Raw genomic sequence first — 25,893 nt, forward strand, 5'->3', positions numbered from 1 at the left:
TCGAAAATAAATTGATTCATTTCTCTTAACAATTGAAATACTTTTTCGAAAAAGGCTTTGTCATAAGATCTAATTCGTCGAAACTGTTTTTCGGAACCGGAAACGTAATGAAAAAATATTTCCTAAAACGACTTCTTTTGATCATTCCCACATTATTAGGAATGACATTTATCGTTTTTTTAATTTCTCATTTTGCCCCGGGTGGTCCTCTTGAAACTGAGATCGCAAAGATTCGAGGTTATGCAAATTCTCAGGGTGGAAACGCGAAAACGATTTCGGAAGAAGAAATTGATATCATCAAAAAAAGATTACACTTAGACAAGCCCGTAGGAATCGCGTATCTTTACTGGCTCAAAGAAATTCTCGTCTTCAATTTGGGAGAATCCAGGCTCCACACACGACAAGTATCGGACCTGATCTTGGAAAAACTCCCAGTATCATTGACCTTCGGTCTCTCGGGGTTTTTACTTTCTTATCTCATATGTATTCCACTTGGAATTTCAAAAGCGCTTCGAAACGGAGAACGCTTCGATATCACGTCCAGCGGAATTATCTTGATCATATATTCCATTCCCATATTCGCATTTTCTGTTTTACTTCTTTATACCTTCGCTTCAGGAGAATTGTTATCGATCTTTCCTTTAGGTCACGAAGTTTCAGACGATTACGAATCTTTTTCCCCTTGGGAGAAAATTGTGGATCGAATCGAACACATGTTCCTTCCGGTAATCTGTTACGTTTCCGGTTCGTTCGCTGTTCTCACGTTACTTATGAAGAATTCTCTTTTGGACCAAGTCTCAAAAGAATATGTCCGCACTGCACTTTCCAAAGGTTTTAGTTTCAAAGAAGCGATTTTCAAACACGCCTTTCGAAATTCTTTGATTCCGATCGCAACCGGATTCGGAAATAATCTCAGCCTTATCTTCGCGGGATCTTTGGTGATCGAACTCGTATTCAACATAGACGGAATGGGACTTTTGAGTTTTCAAGCAGTGACGGAGAGAGATACGGACTTGATGATGGGGCTTCTACTCGTACAAAGTCTTCTTTCGTTAACCGGAAACGTTCTATCAGATTTCTGTTATGTATTGATCGATCCGAGGATTCAGTTCGAATGATCTTAAGTCCGATATTTAAAAAAAGATTCCAAAAATTCAAAGAAAACAAAAGAGCGTGGTATGCCTTAAACATATTAGTAATTTCTTATGCAATTTCCCTGATTGCTCCGCTCATCGCCACAAATCAACCTTTAATCGTAAGCTACCAAGACAAATGGTATTTTCCTATTTTCTTTTTTTATCCGGAATCCACCTTCGGAAGCGAAAATCTAACTCCTCCGAACTACAAAAAAATTTCCCGAAGAGAAGATTTTGTATCAGGTTCCAATTGGATCCTTTTCGCTCCAATTCCTTACGGATACAACGAAGACAACCTTGAAAGTTTGGAAGAAGGAGAGACTCCGCCTTCTTCGCCGAATCGAAAACACTGGCTCGGAACGGACGATAGAGGCAGAGACGTTTTCACAAGAGTTTTTTACGCTTATAGAAACGCTCTGAGTTTCGGTCTTATATTAGTTTTTCTTGAATTAACAATGGGAACTTTAATCGGAGGAATACAAGGTTATTTTGGAGGAAAAACGGATATCCTGATGCAGAGGATCACAGAAATTTTTTCCGCGATTCCTTTTTTGTATTTAATACTGATTGTCGGAGCATTTTTCGGCAGAGGGTTTATGGTTCTTCTGGTTACATACGGCGCATTGAGTTGGATCGGAATTTCGTATTACATGCGTGGAGAATTCTATAAACTCAAACAATTGACTTATGTCGATTCCGCAAAAGCTTTAGGGGTCAGTTCGTTTCGAATCATGCTTCGACATATTCTCCCCAATGCAATTACTCCTTTGATAACTTTTTTACCGTTTACATTGGTCGCATCGATTTCCATCTTAAGCGCGTTAGACTTCCTTGGTTACGGAATTCCCGCACCAAACCCTTCCTGGGGAGAGATGATCGGACAAGGAAGAGAACGGCTTAGCGCTTGGTGGTTGATTACATTCCCTTCTACGGCACTTTTTTTAACGATCCTATTTACCTCGTTCGTCGGAGAGGGTTTACGAGATTCTTTTGATTCTAGAGAAAAAGCGGTATACGAATGACCATTCTTCCCTTACTTCAAATTAAGAATTTTTCACTCGACCTTCTTTCTGAAAATCGATGGCTTCCCGTTCTTCAGGATCTAAATTTCGAAGTAAAACAGGGGGAAATTTTATCTCTTGTCGGAGAATCCGGCTGTGGTAAGTCGCTCACTTCTCTTGCACTAACAAGATTAATTCCCTCTAATATTTCAAAAGTGAAATCCGGAGAAATTCTATATCAAGGAAAGGATCTTCTAAAACTTTCTTCGGAGGAAATGAGAAAGATCCGCGGAAAGGAGATTTCCTATGTCTTTCAAGAACCCTTTGCCGCTCTGAATCCTTTATTAAAGATTCAAGATCAAATGATCGAAGCATATTTAATGCATATTTCTCCGAATCGGAAAGAAGCTTTAGAAAAAGCGGAATTTCTCCTTTTTTCAGTGGGAATTACTGATATTAAACAAAGATTATATTCTTATCCGAATCAGATGAGCGGCGGAATCTTACAAAGAATCAGCATCGCAATGGCCCTCATGTGCAACCCGAACCTGCTCATCGCGGATGAACCCACGAGCGCAATCGACGTAACTATTCAGGCGCAGTTAGTTGAACTTCTTTTGGATCTCCAAAAACAGAACAAAATGTCCATCTTATTCATTTCGCACGATTTTGGACTCGTGGGAACAATCGCAAATAGGATCGCAGTCATGTATGCGGGAAGAATCGCTGAAATCGGAGACGCAGACTCCGTAATTGATTTGCCTAAACATCCTTATACGAAAGATCTACTTCGATCGATTCCGTCTCTTGCAAAGTCCGTCGAAGATCTACAGCCTATTCAAGGAATTGTTCCTTCTCCAGACCAGTATCCTATCGGATGTCATTATTCTACTCGTTGCCAGGCAGTAATGAGTTTATGCAAAGAAAATAAACCGAAATTGTTTTCTATACATTCTAACGGAGAACCGCATCTTTCAGCTTGCTTCTTGGAAAAAAATCGGGAATAAAAAAATCAGAATAAACTATGATTCGTATTCAAGATCTTACCATCAGTTATTACACGAAATCAGAATTCGGTTTTAAAAAGAATCGAATCATCGCAGTGGACGGAATCAATCTTGAAATCGGAAATAATGAAATTCTAGGATTAGTAGGGGAATCCGGCTGCGGTAAATCCACGTTAGGAAAAGGTCTCATAAAACTATTAAAGCCCGAATCTGGATCGATTTACTTTGAAAATCAGGAAATCACCTCTCTTTCTTCTTCCAGATTTTTTCCTTTTAGAAAAAATCTACAGATCATATTTCAAGATCCATATTCTTCCCTGAACCCGAGAATGACGATTTCGGAAATTCTAATGGAAGGTTTGGAAATTCATGAAAAATCATCCCGAGAAGAATCGGAATTAAAGATCAGAGAAATTTTGGAAAGAGTAAATCTATCTTCCGATATCCTTTCCAGATTCCCTCACGAATTTTCCGGAGGACAAAGGCAAAGGATCGCGATTGCGCGGGTACTGGTTTTAAGACCTAAGTTTGTCATATGTGACGAATCAGTTTCCGCTCTTGACGTTTCCACTGGTACTCAAGTTTTAAAACTTTTAGTCGAATTAAAAAACGAATTCGGTCTTTCATATTTATTTATCTCTCACGACCTCGGCGTGGTAAAATCAATCTCGGACAGGATTGCGGTCATGTATTTGGGTAAAATCGTCGAACTCGGTAAAACAAAAGATATTATCTCATCTCCCGCACATCCCTATACAAAGGCTCTTTTTCAATCCACCTTTGACGTTTATGATAGAAAAAAAATTCGACTTCCCCTCAAAGGAGAAATTCCGAGCATCGTAAACAAGCCTACCGGTTGTCACTTTCATACTCGATGCCCGATTGTTCAGGACTTTTGTAAATCGCAAACTCCCGTTTGGAAAGAGATCGGGGCCGATCAAAAAGCGCTCTGTCACTTTCCACTAGATCGAAGAAAATGAAATTCTTAAAATACATTCAAGAGTTATCATATAGAAATCGAATCAAAGCTATAACGATTCTTCTGTTTCTGACTCTCGCATTTACGCTTTTCACGTTACTTTTTGTCTTTGTCCGCCAGGATTTTTATAAGGATTTTATACTCACCGAAATCGAAAAAAAAACCGGCCTAGACGTTAAAGTGGACTCTTCCGATCTGGTTTTACTACCATTTCCGGGAATAGAACTGAGCACAGTTCAGGTTCGGAAAGGAAACCTGGTCGTGGGAATCAGCGATCGGATTAAGATCAATATTTCATGGTTCGGTTTACTAGGTCAGAAAGTAGAAATCAGAGACATTTATATCTCAGGCGGAAAAATCAATCTTCATAAACACAAAGACGGTTCCATTGATCTAATCGAATTTTTTCAACAGGAAAAATACAAACTCGAAAACACTCACCAAACACAGACCATAAAAATTTTTGATCCGTCGTTTATGGCCGAAAACATGTCATTCAATCCGAAAGAGATTTTCAAAATCGGATTGAAAAACGTTCAAATCGAAAATTTTTACGTTCACTATCAAGATGATATACATAACAGAACATACGGAATTTATCTTTGGAATTCGGCATTAAGTATTTCTTTTTACGGAAACGCCCTTGATCTTACTCTGCAGGGGAAATTAGACGGCCAAAGTTTTCAGATTTACGGAAGCGCGGATTTGAATGAATTTCCGGTAACTCTTGAAAATTTAAAATTTCAGTCTACGATCATTTTAGACAAGTGTTCTCTTTCTATCTTTAGGGATCTGTTGGTTATCTTTCCGAAAGCGGATTTTTCGAAAACGATTCTAAACGGCACAATCAAAATCAAAAAAGCACCCAACGAACCGATTAACTTCAATGTGGCTGCACAAGGTAAGAACTTCGCTTATAAAGGCGGGAACCCGTTCGGCGACATCAAATTAAATATGGAACTGAAATTGGATATTCCGAATAAGAAATTGGATTTTCCATATATCTCCGTCCTATGGCCTGGGATCGCGGACGGAAACGCCAAGGGAACAATTTTATGGAATTACAAAACGAACGTTTTCTTTCAAGTCACCGCAAACTATTTAGATTACCACAGCGTACTCCGATTGGGCAAACTTTTCGAATTTACTAAGGAATTTAATAATCCAAATCGTCCCGACGGGGTTTTCCACTTTAGTGCAGACTTAAAAAACGTATACGCACTCAAACACAGATTTCCAATTTTAAAAGCTGAAGTAAAATACACTTATCCCTGGATTCAGATCTCAAGTTTTCACGCATACATATATAACGGAGAAATATTAGGAAAATCTAAAATAAATCCATTCAAATCCAAATTTGAAGTCCAAGGGGAAGTATATCGAATTCAATCTGATCGAATTCTCATGCCTTACATAAACGACCAAATCATCAGTGGAAATGTGTTTAGTAAGTTCAATTTTATTACGGAAGTTCACAATCAATCCTCCGATTTTCTAACAGAATTTTTCAGAAATATGGAAGGTTCGGGTAACTTTCAAATTCTCAACGGAGAATTACTCGGTTACGCAAACTTCATGATTCCTGTTCTGAATACCCTCGGAAAGATCGTTTCATTCAACGGAATTGACGGAAGAAAGGTCGAGTTCTCCTCCCTAAAGTCGGATTTTAAAATCGAAAATAATCGATTTTACTTTCAGAATCTAAAACTACAAGGAAACGGATTAGAAGCGGACGGAAAAGGAAACATCAGTTTCGAAAAGGATGTGGACCTTATTCTCAACTTAAGATTAGGCGGGAATATTGTCGGTAAAGCGTTAAAAATTCCGATCATTTATAAGGGAAAATTTAAACAATCAATTCCTTATATAGATCCGATTTGGTTGGGCTCAGTGTTTGCGGGAAGCACAATCTTCGCCCCATTCTTTACTCTGGTCGGCGGGCCTTACGGAGGAGGAATTGCCGGGTCAGTCGTATCGGAATATGTAAGAGATGCTTGGGAAGGATTTAAAGGACTGTTTGCATCCAAGGAAAAAAACAAAAAAAAATAACCTAGAAATCTTAAGGAGATTCTTTTCATGAAACCAAAATTATTTATTCGTATCACATCAATTTTGATTTTTATCTTCGCAGTCGGACATTCTATCGGACACTTTACGAGATATAATACGGCCGATTCTCAAGCTCTGAATACAATTTCCGCAATGCAGAAAACCAAAATTCCAATGGAAGGTGTTGCAAAGTCTTACGATCAATTTTATACGGGAATGAGTTTAAACTTAAGTATCTTCTTAATTTCGTTGACGATTCTTCTATGGTTCCTATCGAATTTTACCGAATCAAACCCCCAAATGACATTAAAACTTTTGATCCCTATTTTCTTTTGTATCTTTTGTTTCAGTATTACGGGTTTCGTTTATTTTTTCCTCGCACCTGCCTTGGTCTCCTCATTAGGAACCTTTTCTCTTCTGGTAAGCATTATCCTTTTGAAAAAGTCTTAAACACTCGTTTTGGGATCTCAAAAGAACAGAAAACGAATATGAGAACAAAAAAATCTGGTAAGAATTGAAGCGCATATTTCTAATTAGAGTTTGCCCTAAAAATAATTTGCAATACCAAGCTGATAATAAAATACATCCGCCAGTAAACTTAAGCAAATTCCCTAATGATTCAGAGCCATAATTTTTTGAACCAACATCCATTCAAATACACTTTATGAGAAAAATTGACTATATAATCGAATTTTAATGCTTCTAATAGAATACCCAAAATCTTGTCAAAGTTAAAATAGAAGGATACCCGAGAAATCGCTACAGTTTTTCCGATTAAACAAACAAAAATAAATTTTTAATATAAGTTCTAAGTAAAATCCAAATTCAATCCTTCTTGAACTAAAATCCGCAGCGCATTGCTTGTTTGGACCAAACCTTCTCGAATTTTATAATCAAAATACATGGAACCGTTTAAAATTTCTTCTTGGAAATGTTTCAAGATAACATCCTCGACTTTAGCTAATTCCAAGTCATGACTCGTGATCAAACCTATTACACGATTCTTTTTGAGTTCTTTTAAAATTCCTTTGCAAGCAAGAGAACGTTCTCTTGTGTTTGTTCCCTTTAAAATTTCATCAAGCAAAACAAGATGAGGCAAATCTGAATTTTGAATTTTTTTTACGATCTCCGAAAGCCTTCTTACCTCCGCATAAAAAAAAGAAATTCCTTCCTCTAAGTTGTCTTCGTTTCTCATACTCGTATGAATTTTCAAAACCGGTAAAGAAAACCGAGACGCAGGCACCGGCCCACCCGCTAATGCGAGAATGGAAGAAACACCGATTGTACGTAGATATGTCGTTTTACCGGACATATTCGAACCTGTGATGAGAACAATATTTCCTTCCAAAACCTGATCCAATGGATTGGAAACTCTGAGTTCCGAAGGAAGAAGGGGATGGAAAAGATCTTCTCCCGAAATTCCTTCCTTAGAATTTTCAGAAAGAATCTCAGGAAAACAATAGTCGGAAAACATCCACTTCAAATTCGCAAAAGGGAATAAAGAATCGAATACGGTTAAATCATCAATAGACTTTTCCAAAAGTACGGAATGTTTTTCCTTCCATTTGGAAATTTTCCCTAAAATCCAAAGATCGTAAAGAAAGAGATTATTTAAAATTAAATGCAATAAAGGAGCTTCGGTCAAAGCGACACGCTTCAATATACGATCCAAATCCTCGTAGGCAGATTTTAGCTCTTCCTTGGAAGTATCCTGTAAAAGAGATCTACCGTTTTTATCTCGAACATTCAAACCTTTTAGATATATTAGAATTTTCTGAAGTCCTTCTATACTTCCGGAAAGGGAATAATATTGTCGAAAGATTTCCAAAGAATGGGAACGATACAATCCAAATAGAATCAAATTTAAGAACAGAACGGAAGCCGGAAAAGGAACCCCCAGAAACACATTTGCAGGAATAAACGCAAGAACCAGAATTGCAACTGGCCTGTAAATTTTTTTCAGCCACGGATATCGTTTCCAAAGTTCCGAGGCACCATCGTTATGAATCAATTTCATTTCCGTTTTCTCTTGATTGAAAGAAAGATCTCGATTTCCCTTCAAATAAGAGGAAAGTCTAAGTATTTTAGGAATTGCTAATTCTTTTTCGGAAATTGATCGAACAATTGACTGGCGAAGTAGAATATTTTCTCTTTTAAAATCGGTCGAAGAATCCTCCGGATCCAAAAAGGAAATCAACCGACGTTCCGCATTTGAAGTAAACGTAGTATCCAACCAAGAAAACAAACCAGTTTCCCGAAATAGATCCAAGTCTCTTGCCAAAGGAGAAATTTTTTCCAAAGTAATCTTAGTTCCGAATTTTTTACCGAAACCTTTAATTCCAATCCTCGCAGATTCTCTTTCTAAAACAAAAATCCAAAGTCGAATTTTTTCTCGAGTTGAAAGGGTTTTTTTATACTTTCCAATAAAAAAGAAAAAAATGAGAAGAAAGACCAAAGAAGGGAGATAATAAAAAACTGAAGAATGGAAATAATAGAAAACGGAAATCCAAAGAACGAACGCAGAAAAAGAAATAAGGCGAAACAGAGAAAGTTTAAAAAGAAAAATGGAAACTCGATCGTAGAATCTTTTTAATTTTTCAGCTCTGTGTTCTAGCCGATCGATCAGAGTAGAAGGCTTCATCCTACTAAGGAACTTATGTTCTCGTAGTGTTCGTTTTCTCGCTTATAAATTTCAAAATCCAACAAACGAACCAATGATCCAAGATCAGGCATTACCCAGCGCGAAACCAATTTACCGCGCTCCTTACCTTTAATCTTATCAACATATACGTATCCAAATAGATCGGTACCGTATTCGTACGCGACGAATCTTCCCATTCTTTTGCCAGTATTGTTGATCAGTCGGATCTGCATTTTTTTGCAATTTTATCGTTTTAGGAAATTTCGTACAAGAAAAAAAACTCAAGGATTTTCCAATTTCTTCGATAGATAGTTCTGGGAGTCAATTGCTTTCTCAAGGAAGAGAATCCGGCAAGATTTCCGATAAAAAGATCTCAAATCAAACCAGAAAGTCGCATGGAGGCGCAAAAATGTTTTACTCAGAAATGGATCCAAACCTAAAAAGTTCCTTTCTTTCAATTGACGAAACCGTCGCTAACCTCGTAAACAATACAATTCTTCCGCAATCTGGCCTAAAAGCGGGGAACCTTCTCAACGCAAATCAAATGAAAAAATTAAAAGAAATCCGTAAGCGTAGATTCAGATCCAGTGAATGGAAGAATTTTTTAAAAGATTAAAACCGTATTTTGATCCTAAAGAAAGTCTTATCATATCGAATTGAATTTTTTCGGATTTACAACCCGTTCTAAAACATGAAATTTTAGGAAGCGAAACATCAAATTGTTTCCAGTTGAAAATTCAATTTATAAGAGAACGGCACTTCCACATTTTTTTAGGAAAATTCCGAAAATAAAAAAGCCTGCTGTTTCTAGCAGGCTTTTTTCCGTTAAACTCCAATACGAAATTCAGTACTTGGTTTTGGTAGAAGGCATCTTCACATTTAGAATCACGTCCACCTTCGTCACGTCCCCTTCTCTTACATTGATCATGGAATTGTTGAGGTTCAAATCTTCCGCAAAAGAAGCTTTGATTTCATAATCACCCGGTTTGAGATTCGTGAACCAGAAATTTCCTTCGCTATCGGTATTCAATTTCTGAATTCCAGTAACGCTAGAAATGGTAGGCATAAAAATCGGCTGATTGATCACCGGATTATCCAAGGTTTTGTAGAAAACTTTTCCTTGGATCGCCCCGAAACCGCTCATAGAAACATTAATAGGAAGTTCATTTCTCTTGTTCGGAAGAACTGCAAACGTTTCTTGAATCTCGGGATAATCGTCGGCCTTGATTGTGATCTTATGAACTCCCGCAGGAACTCTACTCAGGGTAATCGTGTAGATACTACCTGGAATCAACTGTCCTTGTCTTTTAACTGCACCCCAGAAATTGGAAGAGGTCGTAGTTACAGCTGAAGCAAATTCTTGATCATCGATATAGACCTTAACGTTTCGATTCCCCTTTCTTTTCTTTTTAGCAAAGATTAAGATATCGGGAGGAAGATCCGAAAGTCCATAAGCGCGATCTTGAATGATCGTAGTCTTTAATATCAAATCACCTCTTTCATTCGTCGGAACTACGGGAGGTTCTTCCGGAGTTACTACAGGTTGAGAAGGATCTGGTTTTACGGGATCGGGCTCAGGTTCTACAGACGGAGGAGGAGGCTTTGGAGGATCGATCGGTTTTGGGGGTTCGGGACTTTTTTTACCAGAAAGGAAAATACCGGAAGCGTTTCCGGAAATCTGAGGAACCTGTTCGTGTTGAAATTTTTTCGCCATTTGAACGGTTTCTTCTCTCGATTTGAAGAAAGCTTCCAATGCGGTAACAACGTTATCTTTATTTAAGTCCGCGGTAGAAAGCGCACGTCCGAAATTGTACGTAAAAATTCCATGATTGATACTTCCACCAACCTCTATAGCGGTCTGGTTGTCATCCGCGGAAGAGATGATCGTTTTATCTTGAAAGAAAAAATCTTCCGCATCTTGTTTTACGGTTCCGTTACTTCCTTCCGGAATCGGAACATCGGCAGATCCTCGAGTTGCTTTTCCTTTTTTAGCGATTCCGCCAGAAAAACAACAATCGAAAATAAACACAGTCTTGGGTGATTTTATCTTCTCTAAATACTTATTCAGTTCGTCGTCCGGAAGATGAGGTCTGTCATAACAAATGATCAGATTTCTCATGCCGTTCTTTGCGGATGCGTCCCTTTGAAACGCACCGTGTCCCGAGAAGTAAAGCAGAACAGTATCGTTATCACCCGCTTTTTTTGCTAAGGCCTTAATTTCTTTTTCTATACTATCTTTTGTGACTTCTTTTCCGAGAACGACCTTCACTTCATCGAAGTTTCCAACTCTTCGAATTTCGTCGTTTAGATAACTTGCGTCCGCTTCGCAAAGATTAAGCTCCGGAATTCCGGCTTTATTGCCGGTATAATTAGAACCGAAAATAAGCCCGTATCTCTTTTGTGCAAATGCATCCGTCGCTAGAAACAAAATCAAACAGATACTAAATGCCGATAACTTGGATTTCAAACCTGACCTCCTAGGGATGATTCAGAATGGAATCAGAGTAGCAAAAGAAACCCTTTTGTCATTATCTTTTTAAGGAAAGAATCGAGGCCGCCAAATTTAGGAAAGAATTTTCCGATCGTTTGTATATCCGACTTTCTAAAAAAGGAGCATGATTTCAGAACCAGTACCCAATTTAAAACCGCAATCCAAATTTTTTATTAGGAATTCGAGCCAAGAAAAATACGAAGATTAAAATGTCCGCTTTAAATTTGAGCGATTTGAGTACGAGAAAATTCTTGTCTTATCGAGACTTGAAATTCGCCTTCAAAATAGTTCTTAACTTGAATCGATAGAATAATTGAGAAAGTAATTGTGACATTGTACGTCGCTAGCAAACCCGTTTTACAACATTTGCTAAATGCATAAAAAAACCCGGAAGACTTTCTCGCCGGGTTTTTTATCAAAAAAGGCTCTGAAAAGAAAATTATCTGTTATTTAGATAACCATTTCATCATACTTCTTAATTTCTTACCGACCGACTCGATCGGATGAGCCGCATTCTTATCCCTCATATTCTTAAAGTTCGGATAACCCGCTTTCGTTTCAGCCATCCAGTTGGTGGCAAATTTTGCTCCCTTATCCTTCTGAATATCGTTCAGAACTTCTTTCATTCTTTGTTTTACACCCGGATCAATTACGCGCGGGCCACTTACGTAATCGCCATATTCCGCGGTATCGGAAATAGAAAACCTCATTCTTGCCAATCCACCTTCGTAGATGAGATCGGTGATAAGTTTCACTTCATGAAGACATTCGAAGTACGCAATTTCAGGATCGTAACCCGCTTCGGTTAAAGTTTCAAACCCAGCCATGATCAGATTGGAAAGACCACCACAAAGAACAACCTGTTCTCCGAATAAGTCCGTTTCGGTTTCTTCACGAAAAGATGTTTCCAAAATTCCTGCACGACCGCCTCCGACACCGGCGGCATGAGCGAGCGCTCTTTTTTTAGCTTCGCCAGTTGAATCCTGGTGGACCGCAATCAAACAAGGAACTCCCCCACCTTCCGTATAAACTCTACGAACAAGATGGCCCGGACCTTTAGGGGCAACCATATAAACATCCACCTCTTCGGGAGGTTTGATGAAATCGTAGTGAATGTTGAATCCGTGAGAAAAAACGAGTGCGTTCCCTTTTTTCAGATTCGGTTCAATATCTTTTTTATAAAGATCTGCTTGAATCGTATCCGGAGCGAGAATTTGTATGATATCCGCTTTTTGAGAAGCTTCGGCAACACTGTACACTTCAAAGCCTGCATTCTTAGCGTCTTGAATTGATTTTGATCCTTCTTTTAAACCGATGATAACTTTAAGCCCGGAATCTTTCATATTTTGAGCCTGAGCATGTCCCTGGCTTCCGTAACCGATTACTGCGATGATTTTCCCTTTAAGTGAGTTTAAATCACAATCGGCGTCGTAATAGATATTTGCCATTTTTCTTTTCCTTGAATGTTCCTTTTTACAAAACATTTAAAAAAGGATAGAATGACAACTGAAATAAACCCCACATACGTGGGGAAGCAAATCCACACATGTAAAGGAAAACATTAGAATTTGAAGAGGATAATTCTTTAAATTGATCTTATTTGAAATTTTTTCGACAAAATCGATTAGACGACACTCAAAGCCTTCAAATCACTTGATTGAGTTTTAATCTCTAAAATTCCATCTTGAATTTTTCCGGATTCCCGAGTGATTTCGTTTACTTCCTTTTCAAGTTCAAGCATCGCCTTCATCATCTCTTTCTGACCTGTCATCTGTTCTTCCGTAGAATAAAACAATTCATCCGATAATTTCTTCGCTCTCTCAAGATTTCTTACGAAATCGTTTATTATCGTCGTTCCACGTTCATACAAGCCATTCATCTCTTCTATTTTAGATACGGTAAGATTAATTTTAACGCTCTGATTTTCAGTCGAATGACCAGCATCAAGAGAAGCTGAATTCGCCTCTTCGATAAACTCAAGTGACTCTTGAACCACTTTCGAAATCATCTTCGCATTCGTGGCGGTAAATTCAGCAAGTTTACTAACTTCTTGAGCAACTACTGCAAAACCACGACCCGCGGCACCCGCACGAGCAGCTTCAATCGAAGCGTTCAGAGAAAGAAGATTGGTTTTGTTCGCAATTTCTCCAAGAATACGATTGATCTCATCCACGCGCTGAAACGAATTCGAAATGCTCTTTAAGAATTCACCGGTCTTTTCAACCGACTTCTTGACTACTTCCATTTCCAATTTACTTTCTTTCGCATTCGTATCCAAACCTTTGGAATGTTCCGATATTTTCGCGATCACATCCAAAAGTACCTGAGACTTTTGATTAAGTTCGATCAGATTCTCGTTTTGAATTCGAATCGAGTCGACATTCTTTTCAGAAGCTTTTGATAAGGACTCAATCACAGCGTTGACTTCCTCCAAAGAAGCTGCTTGTGATTCCATCTTTGCACTGGTCAAACTTGTAAATTCCGAAAAGTCCGTCACCGAAGTATCCAATGTCTCCGCCGAAGAATGTAGACGTTTTCTTGTGGTTTGAATGGACTTTGCCATTTTGTTAAACGAACGAGCAATAAATCCGATTTCATCCTCTACCTTAACTTGAAGACGGTATTCTAAGTTTCCGGAATTAGCTTCCCTTAAACCGACCACTACGTCCTCCAGAGGATTGAGTAAAGCTCCTTGAAAGAAAAAGCGAAACCCAAATAAAACAAGAAACAAAATACAAATCGCAGATATATAAAGGATTTTACCAGTAGGATGGAGATATTCTCTTAAAGATTCGTATCGAAATCCTACTTCATAAATTTTTCCTCCAGATACATAAAAATAAGAAATGTAATGTTTGGGAACCGGACCGTTTAATTCATAAACTCTTTCCCCTTTGTATGTTCTTTCGTCCGGCTTTCTTATCTGTGTAAGAAACGTATCAAAAATTTTATCTCTTTTGGTAGAATCCAGATTTAACGCAATTTTTTTCAACTCCCTTAGATATCCGTCGATTCCGGGAACTTTCGATTGAAACAATTTGTCCAAAGAAATCGGATCATTTTTTTCCTTCGGAGGTAAGTGAAAATGTTTGTTCCTAAGCACGACTAATGTATTTTGTAAAGTGTCAAAAAACGATTCTATGTCCTTTCCTGAAAGTTGAGTTTCGTTTTTGGAAGAAAGATACTCTTTTACTCCCGCTTTATACGCATCAAAACCAGATGGAGAATTTTTTAATATATCTTCTGCACTTTGTTTAAATTCCTCATTGGGAAGAGAAGGAAGTTCGAAAAGATTGTGGGCTATTTTGAAAAAACGGAATTCCCTCAGTGCGGATTCGTCTGGTTGCTGAGAATGTCCCGGAAAGAGGGACGTTACAGAGTCTGTCATGGGATCGTACTGGAAAACGTATTCCAAGTCCTTGGAAACTTCTAAACCGGCTGCGGAAAGTCTAACCTCCGCTTTTTTAATTAAGTCGTACGATTCTTCATATTGATTGAAAATAAATATACTTACGATCTGTAAGATCAGAAAAAACGTAGCGAGTGTAATTCCAGTGATTCTAGAAAGAATGGAAGTTTTTTCACTCGTATAATTGATATAACCCACAAGTATAACAAACAAACCGGTTACGAGAGAAATGTCCAAAACCGTTTGATATAACTCTCTGGAAACCGCCCCATCTCGGCTCATCGCATTGAACACTCCCGGAATCAGAATAATCGAGGCCATAGGTATTAAAACGATTCCGGTAATAATTCTATCCTTACCTTTGAGTGTTATCATCCTCCAGGTACCAATTGCAACGAAAAGAAAGGTATAAAAAATGATAGCTACGGCATAGACCTTATAGAAAAGATTAACTTGAAAGTCCCAATAATGGCCCGAAAAATAAAAGACTCTTTTTGCAGAAAAAGACTCGTAAAAATACCAAACACAGATAAAAACCACTCCCAATAGAGCGATTGAAAACGCGGGGATCATGATCTTTTTGGAAACCGGTTGCGGATATTGAAAAAAGAACATGACGAGAAACAAAACTCCCAAAAAGGGAGAAGGAATTACGATCCATCTATGAAAGACGGACCACGATGCGTAAAATGGAAAACCTGCCATGTAACCGACGTGAAGTATTCCAAGAAACAAAAGACCAACACTAAGATAAATCGTGCCGGACGCTTTTTCTTGAATGGAGAAAAAAAAGAACGTAGTGAATCCGATAAAAAGAATCCCGATTAACGAAGCCAAAGAGAAATAATTTAAATAGATCAGATCCATAATATAGGTATTCTATAAACTTTTGCAAACTACCTATCGTCAAGGAAATTCGAAACTCATACTCAATATTGTTTCATATAAAGAAATTTAAAAAACGACAGCGTTAGAAAACGATTTGCAAGGAGTTGTAATTCTAAGTTTCAGAGTTCGATTCAAAAACCTTAGAATACAAAAGTTTAGTGACAATACACACAATAAAATTCTCAAAGAGACGTAATTTATGGAAACTATTACAGCTTATTACTGACTTGTCTTGATTTCTTTCCAGGTTTTAAGATGACTCAAACAGTTTGAACATAAATTCAAATTCTACTAATGTTCCCAGAGCGGGACGATAAGAAATTTGAGCTTAGATCAACCATAACATTTAGATATTTGCCCTTAAAAACCACCGGTACAAATATACTTGATGTTAAGATATTCATGAATCCCATACTTAGATCCTTCTCTTCCGAAACCAGATTCTTTTACACCTCCAAACGGCACCTGTTCACTGGAAATGATGCCTTCGTTGATTCCCAATATTCCCGATTCGATTTTTTCCGAAAGAAGTTTAATCTTTCGATAATCCTCTGTATAAGCGTAAGCCGCTAATCCGGAAGGCGTAGAATTCGCGATTTGAATCGCCTCTTCAACCGACTCAAATCGATATACAGGAGCGATCGGTCCGAAAATTTCCTCCTTCATCGAAAGAGAATTTTCTTTTACTTCGGAAAAAATAGTCGGATTAAAAAACAATTTATCAGGTTCGATTCTGTCTCCACCGATAATGAGTTTCGCTCCTGTCGATTTTGCGTTCTCAACATGAATTTCCATCTTACGAACCGCCGCTTCATTGATCAACGGACCCATGTTTACATCTTTTTCAAATCCGTTTCCCACTTTTAATTTTAAGACCGCTTCCGAAAATAAATCTATAAACTTCCTATAAATTCCTTTTTGAACCAAAAATCGATTCGCACACACGCAGGTTTGTCCCGAATTCCTGAACTTGGAAAGAATAGCTCCTTTGACAGCGGATTCCAAGTTTGCGTCGTCAAAAATCAAAAAAGGAGCATTTCCTCCCAATTCCAAAGAAAGTCGTTTTAAAGTTTTAGAACTCCTCTCCATGATAAGTTTTCCTACACGAGTGGAACCGGTGAAACTAATCTTTTTTACGTCAGTATGATCAATCAAAGTATTAGCGATATTTTCCGGATAACCGGTCAGAACTTGAAAGACTCCTTCCGGAATTCCCGCCTCTTGCGCAAGTGCGGCTAACGCAAGTGCAGAGAATGGTGTCAGCTCGGAAGGTTTACAAATCACCGTACAACCGGCGGCCAAAGCCGCAGCCGCCTTACGAGTAATCATTGAAGAAGGAAAATTCCAAGGAGTTAAAATTCCGCATACTCCGACAGGTTGTTTTAAAACTTCAATCTTCGTATCTTCTCTATGACTTGGAATGACGTCCCCGTAAGTGCGTTTCGATTCTTCGGAGAACCATTCTAAAAAGGAAAATGCATAATCAATCTCGCTTTTAGATTCACCGAGAGGTTTTCCTTGTTCCAAGGTCATAAGAATCGCAAGATCCTCTCGGTTGTTTTTCATCTTTTCAGCCCAGTTTCGAATGAGAATTGAACGTTCTTTCGCGGGTCTGTTCGACCAATCCAAAAATGCTTGTACAGAAGTTTGAATCGCTTCCAAAGTTTCTTTGGAACTCAAAGAAGGAACAGAACCCAAAACCTCAAGACTTGCAGGATTGTTTACGGAAATCTTTTCATTAGGATATCCTGACTTCCAGGATCCTCCCCAAAAAGCTTCTTCTCTAAATAATTCTTTTCTAGAAAGCAATTTCAAACTCAAGGCAACCACCTCTTCTTCTTCTTTGTATATTCTCCGAAACTGGAAAAAGAAAGAAGAATCTGGTTTCGAACAGAAAGAATTTTTTACGCAGATAATTTGCCTCAAGAAGTTAAGCTAAAAGATTATCCTTTACGAATTGGAATCGACTGCAATATACCAAGAGACACGAGATATTTATCTTCAGTTAAAAATTACTTTTCAGAGTATCTGAACTTTTTTTCATTTTGAAATTTTAGAATCGAATAGATTCCGGATTTCTTATGAAAGCAATCATAGACATATCCACTCAAATCCATTACTCTAGATATAATCAAATTATATTTAGAATCGCTTTCCCTATCAAACAGGTATTCGACAATAACGGAATGTCTGATCCATTCTAAACTTTTTTCATTGACCTGCTATAGTTTAGAAGTCTTATCATAAACACCAAAATTTCATTTATGAAAAGAGGGGAAGGATATGTCTTCGTTACCGAGTGTTTGTGTGATAGGAGCGGGGCCGAGCGGAATCTCGGTGTGTAAAGCTCTTAAAGATAAAGAAATTTCGTTCGATTGCTACGAAGCGGGGAGCGAGGTCGGAGGCAACTGGAGATTCAACAACGACAATAAGATGAGTAACATCTATAGTTTGCACACTAGCACTCATAAAGATAAAATGGAATACAATGACTATCTCATGCCTCCAATTTATACTGATTATCCTAGGCATCAAAAAATTTCAGAATATTTCATAAATTACGTGAACCATTTCGGGCTTCGGAAACATATTTATTTTAAAACCCCCGTCGTTCACGTTGAACATCAAGAAGATGGAACTTGGTTAGTCAAAACCGGAAATGGGAAGCGAAAGTATTATGATGTTCTCACCGTATCCAACGGACATCACTGGTCTCAAAGATGGCCGAACCCGGCGTTTCCAGGTAAGTTTACTGGAAAGATCATTCATTCCCATTCCTATATAGATCCAGAAAACCCGATCAAACTTATCGGGAAACGAGTGATAATTCTTGGGATGGAAAACACTGCAATGGACATAGCGGCTGAACTTTGTCGTCCCGACATAGCATCAAAAGTTTTTTTAGCACCTGAAAGAGAAACATCCATCATTCCCAATTATCTATTGGAAAAACCCTCTGATAATTCTGCTGAACTAATTCCAGTTCATACTTCATTTTGGCTAAAAAATTTTACTATAGGAATTTCATCAAAATTAGGAAACTTCCAAGACTTCGGTCTCCTAAAATCGGATCATAAACCCGGTGCGGCGCATCCGATTATTTCTCAGGATATCCTGGTTCGATTGAGGAGAGAGGATATTACACCAAAGCCGAATATAGAATCCTATAACGGAAATAAGGTGCGTTTTATAGACGGTAGCGAAGAAGAAATAGATGCAGTAGTTTATTGCACGGGCTACGACATAAAATTTCCGTTTTTCGACGAAAATTTCATTTCAGCAAAAGACAATTATTTACCTTTGTTTTATCGAATGATCAAACCAGAATTTAAGAATTTATTTTTCGTGGGTTTGTTTCAGCCACTTGGCCCAATTGCACCTTTAGTCGAATTTCAAGGTAAATGGATCTCGGAATATTTGATCGGAAATTATGAGATGCCTTCCGTGCAAGAAATGAGTAAATCTATCGAAAAATACGAATCGAAAACGAGAAAACGTTATGCGACATCAAAAAGACATACGATAAAAGTGGATTTTGAGAGTTTTTTGTATGATATGAAATCGGAATTCAAAAAAGGAAAGAAAAAAGCCTCTAAAAACGGAAATAAACTTCCCGTCACTGCAATCGCTCAGAATAAATCAGTTTCGAAAAACAAAGCTTCCGAACACAATCCTTCTCAAAGGTTTGAGTAAACTTCTCACAAATAGATTCCCAAAAAAGTCTTTGAACTTTCAAAATGACTCCGATTTTTTTACACTCGACGCAATGTAATCATTTAAAAGGACATTATTTATGAAATTCAAAATTATAAAAAACAAAAGGGCTCTTTATTATCTTCTATTGGTTTTTAATCTTCAACTAAACGCAGAGACCGCCAAAATTGTCTCCGGGCCAATTCTGGGATATTCCACATTAAAGGAAGTTTTAGTCTGGATTCAAACTGATCAGGCATCCAAAGTTGCATTAGAATATTCTGAAATTGGAAATCCTAGAAATAAGTCCATTTCCGAAACAATACAGACGGATTATAAAACGGGTTTTATCGCAAAATTGATCGCAAACCGCGTCGAACCCGGCAAAAGCTATAATTACAATCTACTCGTGGACGGAAAAAGAATTAAAGGAGAACACCCGCAAATATTTCAAGCGCAATCATTTTTTGCCTATGCGTCCCATCAAGACCCTCCTTCATTTTCGTTCGCGCTTGGAAGTTGCGCTTATGTCAATGAAAACGAATTCGACCTTCCTGGAAAACCTTATGGTGGTGAATACTCTATCTTTAACTCCATTCTTTCCAAAAAACCGAATTTTATGCTCTGGCTTGGAGACAACATCTATCTGAGAGAGCCGGATTGGGATTCAAGAACCGGTTTCTTACACCGTTATAAACATCAGCGTGGAATTCCGGAACTTGCTCCACTTTTCGCATCTGTCCATCACTATGCGATTTGGGACGATCATGATTTTGGGCCGAACGACGCGGATTCTTCCTTTTGGATGAGGGAAACTTCGGAAGAAATGTTCAAACTCCACTGGGGAAATCCGAATTATGCAAAAGAGGGTATCTACGGCTCTTTTATTTGGGGAGATGTTCAATTTTTTCTTTTGGATAATCGAACATTTAGAACGGCAAATAACAACAAGGAAATCGGCCCGAGACAAATTCTGGGAGAAAAACAATTTCAGTGGCTCGTAAATTCCTTAGCATATTCAAAAGCCACATTTAAGTTCGTCGCGATCGGCGGGCAATTTTTAAATCCGAATCCTATTTTTGAAAACTACGCAACATATCCTCAAGAAAGAAATAAAATTCTTTCCGCGATTCGAGATTTAAAAATTAAAAATCTGATTTTTCTGACGGGTGATCGTCATCATACGGAGTTGAACTTTCTCCAGGAAGACGGCTTACCGATTTATGATTTTACCGTTTCACCATTAACTTCCAGATACCACTCCCCTTCCGAAAAAAATCCTTTACGGGTGGAAGGAACCCTTGTTGATAAAAGAAATTTTGGAACGATTTCCGTAAGCGGGAAACGAGGTCAAAGAAAACTTGTTCTACAGATTTTTGACGTATATGGAAAGGAACTTTGGAAAAAAGAAATCATTCCAACCCCTTAGTGTTTATGAAACGATCTATGAATCCCATTTTGATACTCTTATTATCCACTATTTTCCTGCTTTTATTTCTCGTTTGGTGGAACCAAGACAGGTTGATTTTTTTTCCGGAAAAACTTCCCGAAAATTTCGTATTCCGTTTTCCGAATGAGTTTCAGGAGATCAAACTCAATACTCCCGATGGAGAAACAAGTTACGGACTTTACTTTCCATCCAAAAGTAACGTTTCTAAGAAAACGATTTTATTCTTTCACGGAAATGCAGGAAGTTTGAGAACTTGGGGAAGAATTTGCGAAGACTTTCTTCCCTTGGGATGGAATATTCTAATCACCGACTACCGAGGATATGGAAAGAATTCGGGAAGTATTTCCGAAAAATCGATGAATGAAGATGCCGAGTTGTGGCTGAACTACATACTTCAGGAAATTAAGATACCTAGAAACGAGATCGTAATCTACGGTCGTTCTATTGGCACAGGAATTGCGGTGGACTTGGTTTTTAAGAATCCGGACCTTAATTTATTTTTAGAGACCCCATTTACGGATCTACCAACTCTGGCACGAAATTATTATCCGTTCCTACAAACTTGGATGTTACGTTTTCAATTTCGGAACCTGAGCAAGTTAGAAACCGTACATTCTAAAATCAGGATTTTCCACGGAACGGAAGATGAAATCATTCCATATTTAAATTCGGAGATCATATTCAAAAAATTGAAAGAACGAAATCAAGATGTGATCCTTTTTACGATCCCAAACGGCTCGCATAACGACCTCACCCTTTACCCCGAATATCGCCGAGCATTGAAAAAAAGTCTAGATGAAATCCGATAAAAGATTGGTTTAAAAATATTCCGGAAAAAGAACTTTGAGTTTCTTTACGGTTTCCGGATTTCTTTTTTCAGGCGCCGTGATGATCGAATATCGAGTACTATTTTTTAAACTTAAGTCGTCCCCGTTTCCAATCACATGAATCAATTCGGAAAGAAGCTTTTTAGCAGTCTCCGCATTTTTCGTAAGATTTGCGATCACCATTTCAACGGTGACGGATTCCTCCTCTTCTCTCCAACAGTCATAATCCGTAGACATACAAATCATCTGATATGAAATCTCGGCTTCGCGAGCAAGTTTCGCTTCCGGAAGTACGGTCATATTGATGATATCCGCACCCCAAGAACGATAAAGATGAGATTCGGCCTTTGTGGAAAAAAGAGGACCTTCCATACAAATCAATGTTTTACCCGTATGAATTTTCAAGCCGATCTTTTTAGCGGTTTGTTCAATCCTTTTACCCAGGTTTTGAGAAAATGGCTCCGCAAACGGAGCGTGTGCAACCACTCCGTTTCCGAAATAAGTGGAGTCCCTTAAACGGGTACGATCAATGATTTGAGAAGGTAAAACGAAATCAAGAGGTTTGATTTCTTCTCTCAAACTTCCAACCGAACTAAACGCGACAATCTCTTCCACACCAAGTTGTTTGAGCGCACAGATATTTGCATGATTCGGGACTTCGGGTGGCGAAAGAAAATGCCCGATTCCGTGTCTCGGTAAAAATGCGATCAGTTTTTCTTTGTACTTCCCGATTTTGATTTTGTCAGAAGGTTTTCCCCAGGGAGTATCGGGACAAATTTCTTCTATTAATTCCATTCCATCCAAACTATAGAGTCCCGTTCCACCTATGATGGCCGCTTTTACGTTACGTGGCATTGATCCTGTTCCCTAGTTGTCGATTTCTTCAAGGACAGTTTTAGAAAGAGGATCTAAATTGTAAATCGGAAGTACTCCGCAAAATCGATTAAACGACACTCAAAGCCTTCAAATCTCTTGATTGAGTTTTAATTTTCAAAACTCCATCTTGAATTTTTCCGGATTCCTGAGTGATTTCGTTTACTTCCTTTTCAAGTTCAAGCATCGCCTTCATCATCTCTTTCTGACCTGTCATCTGTTCTTCCGTAGAATAAAACAATTCATCCGATAATTTCTTCGCTCTCTCAAGATTTCTTACGAAATCGTTTATTATCGTCGTTCCACGTTCATACAAGCCATTCATCTCTTCTATTTTAGATACGGTAAGATTAATTTTAACGCTCTGATTTTCAGTCGAATGACCAGTATCAAGAGAAGCTGAATTCGCCTCTTCGATAAACTCAAGTGACTCTTGAACCACTTTCGAAATCATCTTCGCATTCGTGGCGGTAAATTCAGCAAGTTTACTAACTTCTTGAGCAACTACTGCAAAACCACGACCCGCGGCACCCGCACGAGCAGCTTCAATCGAAGCGTTCAGAGAAAGAAGATTGGTTTTGTCTGCAATTTCTCCAAGAATACGATTGATCTCATCCACGCGCTGAAACGAATTCGAAATGCTCTTTAAGAATTCACCGGTCTTTTCAACCGACTTCTTGACTACTTCCATTTCCAATTTACTTTCTTTCGCATTCGTATCCAAACCTTTGGAATGTTCCGATATTTTCGCGATCACATCCAAAAGTACCTGAGACTTTTGATTGAGTTCGATCAGATTCTCGTTTTGAATTCGAATCGAGTCGACATTCTTTTCAGAAGCTTTTGATAAGGACTCAATTACAGCGTTGACTTCCTCCAAAGAAGCTGCTTGTGATTCCATCTTTGCACTGGTCAAACTTGTAAATTCCGAAAAGTCCGTCACCGAAATCTCTAATGTCTCCGCCGAAGAATGAATTACCTTTCTGTTATCCTCCAACTTATTTAGGAATTGTTTATTTTCCTGAAAATAGGAAGTTGCTTCCTGATATAAGTCGTCAAACAGTTTCATCAAACGATAAAGAATAAAACTCACTCCCATCATAAAGACAACCTTCGTGATTTCCGCGCTGAGTTTAATATAACCTGGCTTCATATTAATCACGTTGTCTTCAGAAAATTGAAGACCGTGGAATGCAGCATTTGTCAACGCAATCGCATAACCTATAGAAGAAATCAAACCTGTAATTAGTACAAACTTGGGCCTTCCTAACAAACCGGAATAAGCAATAATAAAGTAATAAACAGAATAGAGAATCGCATTTTTGAGAACGGGTGCGATGATTTCCGCAGAAACCATACTATCTAAAAAAATCGTTATACTCAACGTAAGAGAATCCAATATTACGAATAAATTATGAACCCAATTTTTAATTTCATACTTTTTATATAGGATAAAGCCTAAAATCGAGTAAATAAACATAATCAACGCACCGCAAGAATGAATCACCTTGATCTGAGTCTGAAGGGCTTTAAAACTCGACGCCAAGGAAAGCAACATCATAATCATGATTCCCATCCTGGCGTAATAGGTGAGTGTTTCTCCTTTCTTGCGAATGGATTCTATAGATTGTTTGGACATAAACCAAACCTTTACAAAATTTAATTTAAGTAAATGAAAAGTAGGAACTTCTTTAGAAATCTAATGACCATATTATAAAAGGACAAATTACGACTTTAGAACGATGAAATTTTTACATTCATTCTTAGAGTCTGTCCCAAAACTTTTCAAGAAATCAATTACAATGATTCAGTAAGTTCGTAATAAAATATGGAAGTTCTCACAAATTACGTCCCTTTGGTGTTTACGAGCTTTCAAGCATAATTTTATAATCGTTAAGTTTTCGTAGAGGTTCCTAATTCTGAGGTTCTTAAGACAGGCTCTTAATATTTATTTAGAATTTTGGGCCATTTCAGCCAGAAAATGGTTGAAAGAAAAAATTTTCAGAAAGTAAGGAAATCGAAGCAATTAACCCACAATAAATTCAAAATAAGAAGCATTTCCACAAAAATTCGCCAAGATCTGTACTTTTTAAATCCGTTTAGAAAACGACAGATAAAAACGAGGAACAAATCAAAGTTTTACAACCTCGCCTACTTTGCATGAATTGAAAATTGGATTTTTAGAATTATTAATAAAAAAAATTTTATAATTCGTTCAAAGTCTCCCGTAAAGATCATAATCAAATTTTGCATCATTTTAGGATATGCCCGAAACTAAACGGTCCGTTCTGCTTATTTCCCAACCGATCATGGCCATTTTTCTCTCGGAACCCCAACGATATTCTCCGATGCCACCTGTACTTTTGATCACACGGTGACAAGGAATCAGATATCCGATCGGATTTTTTCCGATCGCACTTCCGACAGCCCTCGAAGCGTTTTCTTGTCCAATGGAGTTCGCAATATCCATGTAAGAAGACAATTGACCTTCTGGAATTTTAAGAAGCGCTTCCCAAACCTTGATTTGAAAATCGGTTCCTTTAAGATGAAGTTTGATTTTTTCCTTTTCGTCGAATGTTTTATCAAAAAAACGAATGACTCGATTTTGATTCTCGTCCGTTTGCTGAATTAGATTCGCTTTATTCCATTGCTCTTTCAGCTCGGAAACCACCTGTTCTCTAGAAACATCATAAAAATATAAATTACAAATCCCTTTTTCTGTGGAAGCGACTACATAATCACCAAAAACATTTTTCTGAAAGCTGTATCGAATCTTGAGTTTTTCTCCGCCGTTTTTAAATTCTCCAGGAGTCATTCCTTCGATTTTCACGAATAGATCGTGCAATCGACTCGTTCCGGACAAACCGATTTCAAATGCGGCATCGAACAGAGTCGCTTGAGGCTTGGAAAGTATGGATTTTGCATTTTGCAACGTAAGGTATTGCAGAAATTGTTTCGGACTGACACCGGCCCATTCGGTAAAAAGCCTTTGAAAATGAAACGGACTCAAGTTCACAGACTTTGCAATTTCATCTAATTCGGGTTGAGAAACAGCGTGTTTCTGTATGAACTGTATTGCTTTTGCGATTTTTTTGTAATGTTCCATATTTAAATGTTATCCGAAAGTTAAATTTTTAAAACCCGATCCTTGCTGTTTTTGGGATATTTTGGAGTTTCTCAATTTGTTTTTTAACTTTGTCTTTGTCGTTCTTAAATTTCCTCGTATGAGTTTCTACAAATTTTCATTTTGGTCATCACTCAAATTAAAATCGCATTCATTTCCCAACACTTCTAACCAGGTCATTCTTTTCTAAATGCTCATTTTCCTCAAGAATCTACTCCCAAATCTTACTTTGACTTTAACTAATTTTTTAACTTGTCCTGATAAACTATCTATCCGAAAAGATTTTGAGTTTGTCCCAAAACCTTAAAAGAAATCAGTTACAATT

General features: G+C 37.9%; 19 protein-coding genes. 10 read left to right on the forward strand and 9 right to left on the reverse strand.

The annotated features are described in order from the left end of the window. Positions 1-107 precede the first annotated feature (107 nt). Genes LEP1GSC190_RS16975 through LEP1GSC190_RS17000 form a run of 6 tightly spaced genes read left to right on the forward strand, consistent with a single transcriptional unit; the run spans position 108 to position 6,622 of the window. Positions 108-1,118: an ABC transporter permease subunit gene (locus LEP1GSC190_RS16975; RefSeq protein ID WP_002749004.1), complete on the forward strand. Its 1,011-nt coding sequence runs from the start codon at positions 108-110 to the stop codon at positions 1,116-1,118. Beyond that, complete coding sequence (locus LEP1GSC190_RS16980) at positions 1,115-2,158, forward strand: ABC transporter permease (RefSeq protein ID WP_002748993.1); 1,044 nt, start codon at positions 1,115-1,117, stop codon at positions 2,156-2,158. Before LEP1GSC190_RS16975 ends, LEP1GSC190_RS16980 begins: the two co-directional genes overlap by 4 nt. Continuing rightward, positions 2,155-3,144 carry an ABC transporter ATP-binding protein gene (locus tag LEP1GSC190_RS16985; RefSeq protein WP_002749020.1) on the forward strand — a complete coding sequence of 330 codons (990 nt, stop codon included), beginning with the start codon at positions 2,155-2,157 and terminating at the stop codon, positions 3,142-3,144. Before LEP1GSC190_RS16980 ends, LEP1GSC190_RS16985 begins: the two co-directional genes overlap by 4 nt. A gap of 17 nt (positions 3,145-3,161) precedes the next feature. After that, positions 3,162-4,124, forward strand: a complete 963-nt coding sequence (locus LEP1GSC190_RS16990) for an ABC transporter ATP-binding protein (RefSeq protein ID WP_002749036.1) — start codon at positions 3,162-3,164, stop codon at positions 4,122-4,124. Then, a complete protein-coding gene (locus LEP1GSC190_RS16995; RefSeq protein ID WP_002749029.1) occupies positions 4,121-6,172 on the forward strand; it encodes an AsmA family protein in 2,052 nt (683 codons plus the stop codon). Before LEP1GSC190_RS16990 ends, LEP1GSC190_RS16995 begins: the two co-directional genes overlap by 4 nt. A gap of 27 nt (positions 6,173-6,199) precedes the next feature. Further along, entirely contained in the window at positions 6,200-6,622 is a 423-nt protein-coding gene (locus LEP1GSC190_RS17000; protein WP_002749043.1) for an LIC_13387 family protein, read from the forward strand. Positions 6,623-6,980: 358 nt separating this feature from the next. Here LEP1GSC190_RS17000 and LEP1GSC190_RS17005 read toward each other — a convergent pair whose 3' ends face one another. Together LEP1GSC190_RS17005 and LEP1GSC190_RS17010 are read right to left on the reverse strand one after the other, a co-directional pair. Then, on the reverse strand, positions 6,981-8,813 hold the full coding sequence (locus LEP1GSC190_RS17005) for a MutS family DNA mismatch repair protein (RefSeq protein WP_002749025.1): 1,833 nt from the start codon (positions 8,811-8,813) through the stop codon (positions 6,981-6,983). After that, positions 8,810-9,046, reverse strand: coding sequence for a hypothetical protein (locus LEP1GSC190_RS17010; protein WP_002620920.1), 237 nt, complete (start codon positions 9,044-9,046; stop codon positions 8,810-8,812). Before LEP1GSC190_RS17010 ends, LEP1GSC190_RS17005 begins: the two co-directional genes overlap by 4 nt. Before the next feature lie 176 nt (positions 9,047-9,222). Between LEP1GSC190_RS17010 and LEP1GSC190_RS17015 the strand changes: the two genes are divergently transcribed. Next, a complete protein-coding gene (locus LEP1GSC190_RS17015) occupies positions 9,223-9,429 on the forward strand; it encodes a hypothetical protein (protein WP_004282360.1) in 207 nt (68 codons plus the stop codon). Between the two features lie 228 nt (positions 9,430-9,657). Here LEP1GSC190_RS17015 and LEP1GSC190_RS17020 read toward each other — a convergent pair whose 3' ends face one another. From LEP1GSC190_RS17020 to LEP1GSC190_RS17035, 4 genes are all read right to left on the reverse strand, one after another. Further along, positions 9,658-11,280: a caspase family protein gene (locus tag LEP1GSC190_RS17020; RefSeq protein ID WP_002749006.1), complete on the reverse strand. Its 1,623-nt coding sequence runs from the start codon at positions 11,278-11,280 to the stop codon at positions 9,658-9,660. Between the two features lie 470 nt (positions 11,281-11,750). Continuing rightward, positions 11,751-12,752 (reverse strand): ketol-acid reductoisomerase, encoded by a 1,002-nt coding sequence (ilvC, locus tag LEP1GSC190_RS17025; protein WP_002748980.1) that lies wholly within the window; start codon positions 12,750-12,752, stop codon positions 11,751-11,753. Positions 12,753-12,928: 176 nt separating this feature from the next. Further along, on the reverse strand, positions 12,929-15,580 hold the full coding sequence (locus LEP1GSC190_RS17030) for a methyl-accepting chemotaxis protein (protein WP_117344631.1): 2,652 nt from the start codon (positions 15,578-15,580) through the stop codon (positions 12,929-12,931). Between the two features lie 381 nt (positions 15,581-15,961). Next, a complete protein-coding gene (locus tag LEP1GSC190_RS17035) occupies positions 15,962-17,422 on the reverse strand; it encodes an NAD-dependent succinate-semialdehyde dehydrogenase (RefSeq protein ID WP_036036499.1) in 1,461 nt (486 codons plus the stop codon). 462 nt (positions 17,423-17,884) lie between these two features. Here LEP1GSC190_RS17035 and LEP1GSC190_RS17040 point away from each other — a divergent pair, with 462 nt between their 5' ends. The 3 genes from LEP1GSC190_RS17040 (at position 17,885) to LEP1GSC190_RS17050 (ending at position 21,553) form a co-directional block, all read left to right on the forward strand. Continuing rightward, positions 17,885-19,294 carry a flavin-containing monooxygenase gene (locus LEP1GSC190_RS17040; protein ID WP_002749687.1) on the forward strand — a complete coding sequence of 470 codons (1,410 nt, stop codon included), beginning with the start codon at positions 17,885-17,887 and terminating at the stop codon, positions 19,292-19,294. Between the two features lie 100 nt (positions 19,295-19,394). After that, positions 19,395-20,723 (forward strand): alkaline phosphatase D family protein, encoded by a 1,329-nt coding sequence (locus LEP1GSC190_RS17045; protein ID WP_002749709.1) that lies wholly within the window; start codon positions 19,395-19,397, stop codon positions 20,721-20,723. A 17-nt stretch (positions 20,724-20,740) separates the two neighbouring features. After that, positions 20,741-21,553 carry an alpha/beta hydrolase gene (locus LEP1GSC190_RS17050; RefSeq protein ID WP_036036495.1) on the forward strand — a complete coding sequence of 271 codons (813 nt, stop codon included), beginning with the start codon at positions 20,741-20,743 and terminating at the stop codon, positions 21,551-21,553. 9 nt (positions 21,554-21,562) lie between these two features. Here the strand turns inward: LEP1GSC190_RS17050 and mtnP are convergent, their stop codons facing one another. From mtnP to LEP1GSC190_RS17070, 3 genes are all read right to left on the reverse strand, one after another. After that, positions 21,563-22,426, reverse strand: coding sequence for an S-methyl-5'-thioadenosine phosphorylase (mtnP, locus tag LEP1GSC190_RS17055; RefSeq protein ID WP_002749730.1), 864 nt, complete (start codon positions 22,424-22,426; stop codon positions 21,563-21,565). 88 nt (positions 22,427-22,514) lie between these two features. Beyond that, entirely contained in the window at positions 22,515-24,083 is a 1,569-nt protein-coding gene (locus tag LEP1GSC190_RS17060) for a methyl-accepting chemotaxis protein (protein ID WP_117339430.1), read from the reverse strand. Between the two features lie 618 nt (positions 24,084-24,701). Next, complete coding sequence (locus LEP1GSC190_RS17070; RefSeq protein ID WP_002749710.1) at positions 24,702-25,550, reverse strand: bifunctional helix-turn-helix domain-containing protein/methylated-DNA--[protein]-cysteine S-methyltransferase; 849 nt, start codon at positions 25,548-25,550, stop codon at positions 24,702-24,704. Between the last annotated feature and the right edge of the window lie 343 nt (positions 25,551-25,893).

The sequence above is a fragment of the Leptospira mayottensis 200901116 genome (assembly GCF_000306675.2).
Taxonomy (GTDB): domain Bacteria; phylum Spirochaetota; class Leptospiria; order Leptospirales; family Leptospiraceae; genus Leptospira; species Leptospira mayottensis.

Excerpts from the sequence above, each read along its gene's own strand:
- LEP1GSC190_RS16990 (WP_002749036.1), top strand. The coding sequence starts at position 3,162 with ATGATTCGTATTCAAGATCTTACCATCAGTTATTACACGAAATCAGAA.
- LEP1GSC190_RS17010 (WP_002620920.1), bottom strand. The coding sequence starts at position 9,046 with ATGCAGATCCGACTGATCAACAATACTGGCAAAAGAATGGGAAGATTC.
- LEP1GSC190_RS17005 (WP_002749025.1), bottom strand. The coding sequence starts at position 8,813 with ATGAAGCCTTCTACTCTGATCGATCGGCTAGAACACAGAGCTGAAAAA.
- LEP1GSC190_RS16985 (WP_002749020.1), top strand. The coding sequence starts at position 2,155 with ATGACCATTCTTCCCTTACTTCAAATTAAGAATTTTTCACTCGACCTT.
- LEP1GSC190_RS17030 (WP_117344631.1), bottom strand. The coding sequence starts at position 15,580 with ATGGATCTGATCTATTTAAATTATTTCTCTTTGGCTTCGTTAATCGGG.
- LEP1GSC190_RS17040 (WP_002749687.1), top strand. The coding sequence starts at position 17,885 with ATGTCTTCGTTACCGAGTGTTTGTGTGATAGGAGCGGGGCCGAGCGGA.
- mtnP (WP_002749730.1), bottom strand. The coding sequence starts at position 22,426 with ATGCCACGTAACGTAAAAGCGGCCATCATAGGTGGAACGGGACTCTAT.
- LEP1GSC190_RS17045 (WP_002749709.1), top strand. The coding sequence starts at position 19,395 with ATGAAATTCAAAATTATAAAAAACAAAAGGGCTCTTTATTATCTTCTA.
- LEP1GSC190_RS16995 (WP_002749029.1), top strand. The coding sequence starts at position 4,121 with ATGAAATTCTTAAAATACATTCAAGAGTTATCATATAGAAATCGAATC.
- LEP1GSC190_RS17070 (WP_002749710.1), bottom strand. The coding sequence starts at position 25,550 with ATGGAACATTACAAAAAAATCGCAAAAGCAATACAGTTCATACAGAAA.
- LEP1GSC190_RS16975 (WP_002749004.1), top strand. The coding sequence starts at position 108 with ATGAAAAAATATTTCCTAAAACGACTTCTTTTGATCATTCCCACATTA.
- LEP1GSC190_RS17060 (WP_117339430.1), bottom strand. The coding sequence starts at position 24,083 with ATGTCCAAACAATCTATAGAATCCATTCGCAAGAAAGGAGAAACACTC.
- ilvC (WP_002748980.1), bottom strand. The coding sequence starts at position 12,752 with ATGGCAAATATCTATTACGACGCCGATTGTGATTTAAACTCACTTAAA.
- LEP1GSC190_RS17015 (WP_004282360.1), top strand. The coding sequence starts at position 9,223 with ATGTTTTACTCAGAAATGGATCCAAACCTAAAAAGTTCCTTTCTTTCA.
- LEP1GSC190_RS17000 (WP_002749043.1), top strand. The coding sequence starts at position 6,200 with ATGAAACCAAAATTATTTATTCGTATCACATCAATTTTGATTTTTATC.
- LEP1GSC190_RS16980 (WP_002748993.1), top strand. The coding sequence starts at position 1,115 with ATGATCTTAAGTCCGATATTTAAAAAAAGATTCCAAAAATTCAAAGAA.
- LEP1GSC190_RS17050 (WP_036036495.1), top strand. The coding sequence starts at position 20,741 with ATGAATCCCATTTTGATACTCTTATTATCCACTATTTTCCTGCTTTTA.